The 8,776-nt window shown below is 38.8% G+C and carries 11 protein-coding genes and 1 other RNA gene; 8 read left to right on the plus strand and 4 right to left on the minus strand.

What is annotated here, in order from left to right; all coding sequences use genetic code 11:
* Positions 1-39: 39 nt before the first annotated feature.
* Positions 40-693 (minus strand): TetR/AcrR family transcriptional regulator, encoded by a 654-nt coding sequence (locus Q0212_RS13925; RefSeq protein ID WP_297926553.1) that lies wholly within the window; start codon positions 691-693, stop codon positions 40-42.
* 422 nt (positions 694-1,115) lie between these two features.
* Between Q0212_RS13925 and Q0212_RS13930 the strand changes: the two genes are divergently transcribed.
* From Q0212_RS13930 to Q0212_RS13950, 5 genes are all read left to right on the plus strand, one after another.
* Complete coding sequence (locus tag Q0212_RS13930) at positions 1,116-2,507, plus strand: coniferyl aldehyde dehydrogenase (protein ID WP_297926565.1); 1,392 nt, start codon at positions 1,116-1,118, stop codon at positions 2,505-2,507.
* 104 nt (positions 2,508-2,611) lie between these two features.
* The gene (gene rpmB / locus Q0212_RS13935) at positions 2,612-2,848 is read left to right on the plus strand and encodes a 50S ribosomal protein L28 (RefSeq protein WP_107865578.1); all 237 of its coding nucleotides are present in this window, start codon (positions 2,612-2,614) and stop codon (positions 2,846-2,848) included.
* A 10-nt stretch (positions 2,849-2,858) separates the two neighbouring features.
* The gene (rpmG, locus tag Q0212_RS13940; protein WP_001205031.1) at positions 2,859-3,014 is read left to right on the plus strand and encodes a 50S ribosomal protein L33; all 156 of its coding nucleotides are present in this window, start codon (positions 2,859-2,861) and stop codon (positions 3,012-3,014) included.
* Between the two features lie 102 nt (positions 3,015-3,116).
* Positions 3,117-3,938 (plus strand): bifunctional DNA-formamidopyrimidine glycosylase/DNA-(apurinic or apyrimidinic site) lyase, encoded by an 822-nt coding sequence (gene mutM, locus Q0212_RS13945; protein ID WP_297926557.1) that lies wholly within the window; start codon positions 3,117-3,119, stop codon positions 3,936-3,938.
* Positions 3,939-4,043: 105 nt separating this feature from the next.
* Positions 4,044-4,397 (plus strand): hypothetical protein, encoded by a 354-nt coding sequence (locus tag Q0212_RS13950; protein ID WP_297926558.1) that lies wholly within the window; start codon positions 4,044-4,046, stop codon positions 4,395-4,397.
* A gap of 143 nt (positions 4,398-4,540) precedes the next feature.
* Here the strand turns inward: Q0212_RS13950 and Q0212_RS13955 are convergent, their stop codons facing one another.
* The 3 genes from Q0212_RS13955 to Q0212_RS13965 all read right to left on the minus strand — a co-directional run bounded on the left by Q0212_RS13955 (position 4,541) and on the right by Q0212_RS13965 (position 6,011).
* A complete protein-coding gene (locus tag Q0212_RS13955) occupies positions 4,541-4,792 on the minus strand; it encodes a YfhL family 4Fe-4S dicluster ferredoxin (RefSeq protein WP_297926559.1) in 252 nt (83 codons plus the stop codon).
* A gap of 3 nt (positions 4,793-4,795) precedes the next feature.
* The gene (coaD, locus tag Q0212_RS13960) at positions 4,796-5,281 is read right to left on the minus strand and encodes a pantetheine-phosphate adenylyltransferase (protein WP_297926560.1); all 486 of its coding nucleotides are present in this window, start codon (positions 5,279-5,281) and stop codon (positions 4,796-4,798) included.
* 97 nt (positions 5,282-5,378) lie between these two features.
* Positions 5,379-6,011 (minus strand): FecR family protein, encoded by a 633-nt coding sequence (locus Q0212_RS13965; RefSeq protein WP_297926561.1) that lies wholly within the window; start codon positions 6,009-6,011, stop codon positions 5,379-5,381.
* Between the two features lie 254 nt (positions 6,012-6,265).
* On the opposite strand from Q0212_RS13965, the gene smpB reads away from it, so the two are divergent.
* The 3 genes from smpB (at position 6,266) to Q0212_RS13980 (ending at position 8,594) form a co-directional block, all read left to right on the plus strand.
* A complete protein-coding gene (smpB, locus tag Q0212_RS13970) occupies positions 6,266-6,739 on the plus strand; it encodes an SsrA-binding protein SmpB (protein WP_297926563.1) in 474 nt (157 codons plus the stop codon).
* Between the two features lie 67 nt (positions 6,740-6,806).
* Positions 6,807-7,162: a transfer-messenger RNA gene (gene ssrA, locus Q0212_RS13975) on the plus strand.
* A 244-nt stretch (positions 7,163-7,406) separates the two neighbouring features.
* Positions 7,407-8,594, plus strand: a complete 1,188-nt coding sequence (locus tag Q0212_RS13980) for an integrase arm-type DNA-binding domain-containing protein (RefSeq protein ID WP_297926564.1) — start codon at positions 7,407-7,409, stop codon at positions 8,592-8,594.
* Positions 8,595-8,776: the final 182 nt, after the last annotated feature.

The following is an 8,776-nucleotide window of genomic DNA, read 5'->3' on the forward strand; positions in this document are numbered from 1 at the left end:
TCTTTCTTATTTTTTGTTAAACTCTTTGTATTTTTTGAGCTAATCAACAATTTCAGCAGCCTGACGATACTCTTGTAAAAGATCAGGCAGCCTTGCTAAAGCCTCACCTTGCAAATAAGGTGCTTCCAAACAAATAATTTGGTAAATACCTCTACGCAACATTTGTGGACTTAAAACAACTTCTTCACCAAAAAAGCCACTACTTACTACAAAAGATGCCCAACTTGTTGTTAAAATCCAAATATTAACAATCATCGCACGAACATCTTGCTCTGTCGCTTGAATAAATTTCGCCTCTCGCAAAGCATTATAAACCAAATAAGCCTGAGCCATCACTTTTTTTGCGAAGCTTCTATATGAAGCCCTTAAACGAGGGCTTTCCTCTAATAAATGAGCCAAATCTCGATGTAAAAAGCGATACTCCCACAACTGATGAAAAATCGCTTCAAAATAACCAATTTTGTCCATATAGGTGACATTACGGTCAGTTGGAACAGCTAAGGCATTCAACATGCTTTGTTCATAACGTAAAAAAATTTCAAAAATAATGTCTTCTTTACTACGAAAATAGTAGTACAGATTACCTGGACTTATATTTAAGGCTGATGCAATATGATTGGTTGTGATTGTACGCTCACCCTGCTCATTAAATAACTCTAAGCTTTTTAATAAAATCCGATCACGTGTTTTCAAAGGGCTTTCCTCGTTATAGCAACTTCATTGGTATTGTTCTATTGCTACAGATATCATTTATGATACCGCTAAAACTATTAAAATATTAACAGCATCACACTTAAAAATTGGCATATTTTGTTAAGTTTTTCTGTTTATTATGCTCAATAATACAAAAATCACTCAATTCAACCACACGAAATACCACTTTTCACTGCTAGAGCAGTCGTTATCAAAACGTCTCTCTAACCATTCAGCGGAAAAATTTAATTTTCATTTGACAAATTAGAGCAAATACTCTAAAAATAGTCAAATATTAGCACGACAGTACCACTACTTCTGTATTGTTAACTTTATACTCACTCAGCCCTTTGATATTTAGAGGCTTTAATATGACCGCCAGTGTTTCACCTCTGCATACCGATCATCCTGAAATTGCTGATATGCAACGCGTATTTGATGCACAAAAAATCGCGTTTCGTCTAAGACCAAGTACGACAGCAACCGAGCGCCTTGCATTGTTAGATAATTTGAAAACAGTATTAATTAAATACCAAGATCAAATTGCTCAAGCCATTGCTGAAGACTTTGGCCATCGCTCTCATCACGAAACCAAATTCGCCGAAATTTTAACTAGCATTGAAAATATCAAATACTACAGCAAAAATTTGCACAATTGGATGCAGCCAGATAAACGCCATATTAACCCTACGCACTTACCTGCTAAGGCTTGGGTACAATATCAACCATTAGGTGTTGTAGGTATTATTACGCCGTGGAACTATCCTTTGCTATTAGCAATCAGCCCATTAATTTGTGCATTGGCCGCAGGCAACCGTGCAATGATTAAAATGTCCAGTTTTACCCCCAAAACTGGTGCAATTGTTAAAAAGGCTTTAACAGAAGCTTTTAATGAAGATCAAGTTGCTGTGATTACAGGTGGTGGTATCGTATCGGACGCATTTAGCCGTTTACCTTTTAATCAAATTACCTTTACGGGTTCAACCAATGTTGGCCGTACAGTCATGGCAGCCGCTGCTGAAAATTTAACACCCGTTCTTTTGGAATTAGGTGGCAAATCTCCTGCAATTATTCATCCTTCTGTGAGTATGAAAGATGCTGCTGAAAAATTAGCATTTGGTAAAGGTTGGAATGCGGGACAAACTTGTGTTGCTCCTGACTATGTATTTGTGCCAAGAGGAAAAGTTGCTGAATTAGCCGCAGCCATGCGTGTGGTTGTGGCTAAAATGTATCCTAAAATGCTTAATAATCCTGATTACACTAGCATTGTTAATAATAAGCAATATCAACGGGTAAAAAGCTATTTAGACGATGCCCGTGATCAAGGTGCTCAAATCATTGAAATCAATCCTGCCAATGAGTCATTTGCCAATAGCCGCAAACTACCCATTACCTTAGTGACCAATGTTAATCAAAATATGTTGATTACTAAAAATGAAATTTTTGGCCCTGTATTGATGGTTTTAGAATATGACCATATAGAAGAAGCCTTAGACTACATTAATCAGCGTCCAAGTCCTCTAGCCTTGTATTATTTTGACTATAATGAACAACGCATTGATTTCGTCTTGCGTAACACTCAATCGGGCGGTTTTTCTGCCAACGATGTCATTACCCACGTTGCCGAAGAAGATTTACCGTTTGGTGGTGTTGGTCACTCAGGCATGGGTAAATATCATGGCAAAGAAGGTTTTGCTGCCATGTCTAATGCACGCTCTGTTTTAGTCAAACCTAAGTTATGGTCTATCCGTTTCTTAGCCCCACCCTTCAAAAATCCAATTCACAAGTTTATTGAGAAAGTTTTATTAAAATAATTTCTCAAGAACTCTTGCTGTCAAGGGGCGATTTTGTTATAAATGCGCCCCTTGCTGTCTGCCGTCGTTAAGGCGGCGGTTCTGATCGCATTTGGGAGTATTTTATGTCTAAAGTTTGCTTAATTACTGGCAAGCGTCCTATTGTTGGCAACAACATTTCGCATGCTAACAACAAAACAAAACGTCGTTTTGAACCTAATTTGCATTACCATCGCTTTTGGTTAGAAAGCGAAAAGCGTTTTGTGCGTCTCCGTGTATCTTCTAAAGGTATGCGTACTATTGACAAGCTCGGCGTAGAACAAGTTGTTGCTGACTTGCGCGCTAACGGCCACAAAATCTGAGGTTTAAATCATGCGTGACAAAATTCGCTTAGTATCCTCTGCTGGTACAGGTTACTTTTACACCACTACTAAAAATAAACGTACAATGCCCGAAAAAATGGAAATCAAAAAATTTGATCCAAAAATTCGTCAGCACGTTATTTTTAAAGAAGCTAAAATCAAATAATTTTGATTTTGCTTATAAAAAGCCCGATTTATCGGGCTTTTTGCTTTTGTGGCTTCGACATCGCTCAGCCCCCCTGTTTCTTTTAAATTACATTAATTCATCATGCCAGAACTTCCTGAAGTCGAAACAACCAAGCAAGGCTTACTACCTCTGCTTAATCATAGGATTGCTGCTATTCATATTCGACAGCCACGCTTACGCCAATTAGTTCCTGATAGCTTACATGACATGATAGGTCAAACTTGTCTTGAGCTCAGTCGTCGAGGCAAATATATTATTTTAAAAACTGAGCGTGGCCATGCTCTGATTCATTTAGGGATGTCTGGTAGTTTACGTTTATGTTCTCCAACGGAAGACTATCGTAAACATGATCATGTGATTATCAACTTTGACCATCAGCTTTCTTTACGCTTTCATGATCCTCGGCGTTTTGGTGTTTTCTTATGGTTAACCACTCCCATTCAAGAACACCCACTCCTTGCCAGTTTAGGTGTTGAACCTTTAACTGATGATTTTGATGGCCTGTATTTATTTAAGCGCAGTCGTCAAAAAAGTATCGCTATTAAATCGTTTATTATGGATAGCCATATTGTTGTTGGTGTAGGTAATATTTATGCCAATGAAGCCTTATTTGCTGCTGGCATTCACCCACTACACCCTGCTAAACATCTAGATCAATCTGCTTATAATCGTTTAGCCCAATACATTAAAACCATCTTAGCTTCTGCTATTGAGCGTGGTGGTACTACCTTACGCGACTTTGTCAACAGTCAAGGCGAAATGGGCTACTTTCAACAAGAATTATCTGTATATGGTAAAGAAGGAAAACCGTGTATTATTTGTCACAGCCCACTACAATTAATACGCATAAATAATCGAAGTACGATATACTGTTCACAATGTCAGCCAGCTTTTTGTGCTTAGGGCTTGCATCTAAACACAACTCGGATTAGATTCGATACTATTATTTTTTAATTATTACAATGAAGAGCGTATCTAACACGCTACCCCTTTTACAAGGAGATAATAATGAGTCTGTTTTCACGTCGCGCTTTAGCTAATTGTGCATTAATTTTATCCTGCGCGATCGCCACTCCTTCTTTTGCTGAAGAATATATGGATGACCAAGTCAATCAAAGGCCAGGTGCAGGGGCAATGGTATTAGATGCCGCAGTCGCACGCCCAATGTTATTAGCTCTCACTTTAGGTGGAACAGCAGCATTTGTTGCGTCTTTACCTTTTACAGCATTAGGTGGTAATGTTGAAGAGGCCGCAAAAACCTTAGTGGTTGGCCCAGCTAAAGCGACTTTTACACGTTGTATGGGATGTACTGCAACTCAAGATCGCTTAAAAGATCGTGATATTGCCAATAACAATCAATGATTTTGGCAAAAATTAATAAATCACTCTAGATTTTTCTGCCAATTTTGCATAGAATATGCGAAGGATTAAAAGATTTAATCCACTTTCACCCCGCCAATCCTACTTGTTGGTGGGGTTTTTTTATGCCTAAATTTTCTCTAAATCTAAGCTTGTCCTTGATTTCTTTGTAATTTAGCTAACAATTGATCTTTTGTTTCCACATGACGTGGGTCAAGCGGAATACAGCTAACAGGACAAACCGTTTGGCATTGTGGCTCATCAAAATGGCCAACACACTCAGTACACAAACCTGCATCTATTTCATAAATCTCTGGTCCTTGAAAAATGGCATCATTCGGACAAACAGGCTCACACACATCACAATTAATACATTCATCGGTAATCATTAAGGCCATGTACTAGCCTCCAAACTTTTTATTAAAAGCATCTACCACTTGAGGGGCCACAAATTTAGAGACATCACCACCTAATCGAGCAATTTCACGAACTAATGTTGATGAAATATACGATAAGTTTTCTGAAGGCGTTAAGAATACTGTTTCAAAATCAACAAATAATTGTCGATTCATATTGGCTAGTTGAAATTCATATTCAAAGTCAGAAACGGCTCTTAAACCACGCAATACCGCAGTTGCTTGTTGCTCTTGAACAAATTTGGCTAATAATTGACTAAAACCGCACACCGTAACATTTGGTAAATGTGCTGTTACTTGTTGAACCAGTTGTACTCGTTCATCTAAATCAAATAAAGGTTTTTTATGGTGGCCTGCGGCAACAGCAACAACAACTTCGTCAAATAAACGTGCGGCTCTTTCGACAAGGTCTATATGGCCATTAGTAATTGGGTCAAACGTACCGGGATAGAGTACACGGGTTTTAGTCATGTTAAAAAGCTCCAAAAAAATAGGACTTAAGTTGTCAAGAACTTAAGTCCTTTGATTGGCTAATCTTACCGAAGGCTAAACTATTTCGCAAAACTTCTTAATCGGGCGTAATCGTAGCAACTGCACGTTTCACTTTTTCTTCGCCCCACGCTTTTGGTTCATTTGGTGCTGCATCTGTACTAACTGTTGTCCCCAAACCTGCTTGATCTAGCTCTACTTGGCCTTTATCGTTTTTGACATATACACCTTTACCGCTAAGCATAATCACATCCAATGCACCATCTGTCACGCCAAAACCACCCCAAAAGTCAGTTCCACGTACACCAATCGTTGCAATGGTGGTATTGACTTCAAATTTATGAGGCCGTTTAGTAATAGAGCCCGTTACACTTCTAAATGCACCTTGTAATAAATCAAATAAGGCAACATTAGGTTGACGTTTATAAATTCGATAATCTTTAATCACTAATTGACTATCTCTGCCAACAGTTAATTTAGTGCCATCACGTAAACTCAATTCGGCGACCGAGCCGCCAGTGGTAATAAATTTATCACCTCGACAAATTTTTGTCCCAATATTGGGCGTAGACTTTTGGCTTTTACGTTCTAATTCGACTGTGCCTTTAATTTGAGACACTTCGCCAACACGACATTTATGACTAGGCGTATGATCTGCCATTGCGTAAGTGCTCAAGCCTGCTAAAATAGGCAGTAAATACAATTTATTCATTGTTAGTATCCTTCAGTCAGTTTTTTAAAGCATCAAATAGTGATGGTATGTTATGTACCAATAGTTGACTTTATTAGTAGGAGTTTGTTGTATCAGTTTTTGTGATTTATGTCACTCAAACAACAAGTGTATATCTTTTTAATTTTGTAAGATGTTATGTATAGCTTTACGATTTAGCTTGATGATAATAGTAGTCTAGTATTGCCTTTTAAGGCAAAATAACGAAGTTTTTTCTATATTTTTTATTGGTTATTATGAGTCAAAAACATCAAGGAACCTCTAACAACACAATTGCTCAAAACAAACGAGCAAGACATGATTATTTTATTGAAGACACCTACGAGGCAGGTATTGTATTACAAGGTTGGGAAGTCAAAGCCTTACGCGTTGGTCGTATGTCATTGGTGGACTCTTATGTGTTACTCAAAGATGGCGAAGCGTTTTTATTAGGCTCTAATATTACGCCTTTGTTATCAACCTCAACACATTATGTTCCCGAAGCAACACGTACACGTAAATTATTGCTTAATAGACGTGAATTAAATCGTTTAATTGGTGCTGTACAACAAAAAGGTTATACCTGTTTGGCTTTATCTTTTTATTGGAAAAATGGTTTGGCCAAATGCCAAATTGGTTTGGCCAAAGGTAAACAATTGCATGATAAACGTCATAGCGAAAAAGAACGTGATTGGCAGCGCGAAAAACAACGTATTTTTAAGAATCACTAAAAATTACTTGCCAACAAGCTTGAAAAGCCCACGAATGACTATATATATGATATAGTTAACAAACTTTGGGGATGACATGGCTTCGACGGCGGTGATGAAACTCTGAGGTGCATGTCGAGAGTGAGGTGTCTCTCGTAAATAAAAATCTCAAAATATAGTCGCAAACGACGAAACCTACGCACTCGCAGCTTAATAGTTAGCGAAACAATGAACCCATGCGCCGGTGGCTGGGGGATTTGGGCGTAACGCTACACTGGCTACGCTTTATGTCTCGTCTCGCGGCATAAATCTAAAACTTAGAGAATCGTTGGCTACTCCCTGTCGGTCGGGTCGTAGTCGATTAAATCAATAGACTAGACTAAACATGTAGAGCCAAGAGCGTAGTGCTGACGGACGCGGGTTCAATTCCCGCCATCTCCACCAATTACCCTTCCAAAGACATCCAATAAAGGCCAGCAAACCTAATAAAATAAAGGGTTCTGGCCTTTTTCATTTCCGATACTGTCCGATAGAATCTATTGAAATCCAAGGGTAACTGGGGGTAATATTTGAGGTAACACACCTACCCTCACAGGCAGTTACCTCAAATACCATTTTTGCCAACAAATATTGAGCCTGCCTAGATTTTAGCTGCATGATACGAATGGCCTCTTTTAAGGAGCTTGCTATGCCTCTTAGCGATACTCAATGTAAAACGGCAAAGCCTAAAGAAAAACCATATAAAATGACTGATGAAAAAGGTCTTTATCTTTTGGTAGCTGTGAGTGGTGGGAAATGGTGGCGATTTAATTATCGCTTTGAACAAAAGCATAAAACACTATCAATGGGTACATACCCTGAGACTAGCCTGAAACAAGCGCGAGAAAAACGCGATGAAGCCCGAAAATTAGTGGCGGCTGGTATAGACCCTGGCGTTAATCGTAAAGCTAGCAAAGCAGCCAAAGAAGGTGAAATTGCTAACAGTTTTGAAATAGTAGCTCGTGAATGGCACACAAAACAATCTACGAGCTGGGTTGACTCTCACAGTGAAAAAATTATCCGTCGCCTTGAAAGAGATATATTTCCTTGGTTGGGACATTTACCCATTTCAGCAATTACTGCACCCGAAATATTAGAAACACTACGACGGATTGAAGATAGAGGAGCCATTGAAACAGCACATCGTGCGCATCAAAACTGTAGTCAAGTTTTTCGTTATGCTATTGCAACAGGTAGAGCAACTTATAATCCTGCACCAGACCTCAAAGGTGCATTACCTCCTGTAAAGCAGAGTCACCTTGCAGCTATTACCGACCCCAAAATAATTGGCGATTTATTACGTGCTATAGATAGTTATCAAGGTTCTTTTGTGACTAAAAGTGCATTACGATTAGCACCTCTAGTTTTTGTACGCCCTGGCGAATTACGTGCTGCGGAATGGATTGAGTTTGATATAGAAAAAGCAGAGTGGAATATTCCTGCAACGAGAATGAAAATGCGTGAGCCACATCTTGTGCCACTTTCATCTCAGGCTATCAGTATATTAAAAGAATTATATCCACTGACAGGTAATGGGCGTTATGTATTTCCAAGCGCACGTACTACCCAACGTCCCATGAGTGATAATGCAATTCTTGCTGCATTACGACGTATGGGATTTAGTAAAGATGAAATGAGTGGTCATGGATTTAGGGCAATGGCTCGTACAGTGCTTGATGAGGTATTGCAGATACGCCCCGATTTTATTGAACATCAATTAGCCCATGCTGTCAGAGACCCCAATGGCCGTGCCTATAATCGTACTGCACATAAAGCTGAGCGTCACAAAATGATGCAACAATGGGCTGATTATTTGGACTCATTAAAAAATAATTAACCTCGATTCCAAAGATTTTCAAATACATATTACTTAAGTGAGTGAAACAAACTCATTTCCTCCATCCCTTATTAAAGCCCCATACCGCATCTGTGGTATGGGGCTTTATGCTTTTACAGGATTCATTATCATGACTATTCGTTGTCCATATTGTTTATCGTATCAAGTCGATACCCTCAATC

Source organism: uncultured Agitococcus sp. (genome assembly GCF_937920075.1).
GTDB lineage: Bacteria > Pseudomonadota > Gammaproteobacteria > Pseudomonadales > Moraxellaceae > Agitococcus.

What these genes read in the sequence shown, in the direction of transcription:
- Q0212_RS13930 (WP_297926565.1), top strand. Translation starts at nt 1,116, where the DNA reads ATGCAACGCGTATTTGATGCACAAAAAATCGCGTTTCGTCTAAGACCA.
- rpmB (WP_107865578.1), top strand. Translation starts at nt 2,612, where the DNA reads ATGTCTAAAGTTTGCTTAATTACTGGCAAGCGTCCTATTGTTGGCAAC.
- rpmG (WP_001205031.1), top strand. Translation starts at nt 2,859, where the DNA reads ATGCGTGACAAAATTCGCTTAGTATCCTCTGCTGGTACAGGTTACTTT.
- mutM (WP_297926557.1), top strand. Translation starts at nt 3,117, where the DNA reads ATGCCAGAACTTCCTGAAGTCGAAACAACCAAGCAAGGCTTACTACCT.
- Q0212_RS13950 (WP_297926558.1), top strand. Translation starts at nt 4,044, where the DNA reads ATGAGTCTGTTTTCACGTCGCGCTTTAGCTAATTGTGCATTAATTTTA.
- Q0212_RS13955 (WP_297926559.1), bottom strand. Translation starts at nt 4,792, where the DNA reads ATGGCCTTAATGATTACCGATGAATGTATTAATTGTGATGTGTGTGAG.
- coaD (WP_297926560.1), bottom strand. Translation starts at nt 5,281, where the DNA reads ATGACTAAAACCCGTGTACTCTATCCCGGTACGTTTGACCCAATTACT.
- Q0212_RS13965 (WP_297926561.1), bottom strand. Translation starts at nt 6,011, where the DNA reads ATGAATAAATTGTATTTACTGCCTATTTTAGCAGGCTTGAGCACTTAC.
- smpB (WP_297926563.1), top strand. Translation starts at nt 6,266, where the DNA reads ATGAGTCAAAAACATCAAGGAACCTCTAACAACACAATTGCTCAAAAC.
- Q0212_RS13980 (WP_297926564.1), top strand. Translation starts at nt 7,407, where the DNA reads ATGCCTCTTAGCGATACTCAATGTAAAACGGCAAAGCCTAAAGAAAAA.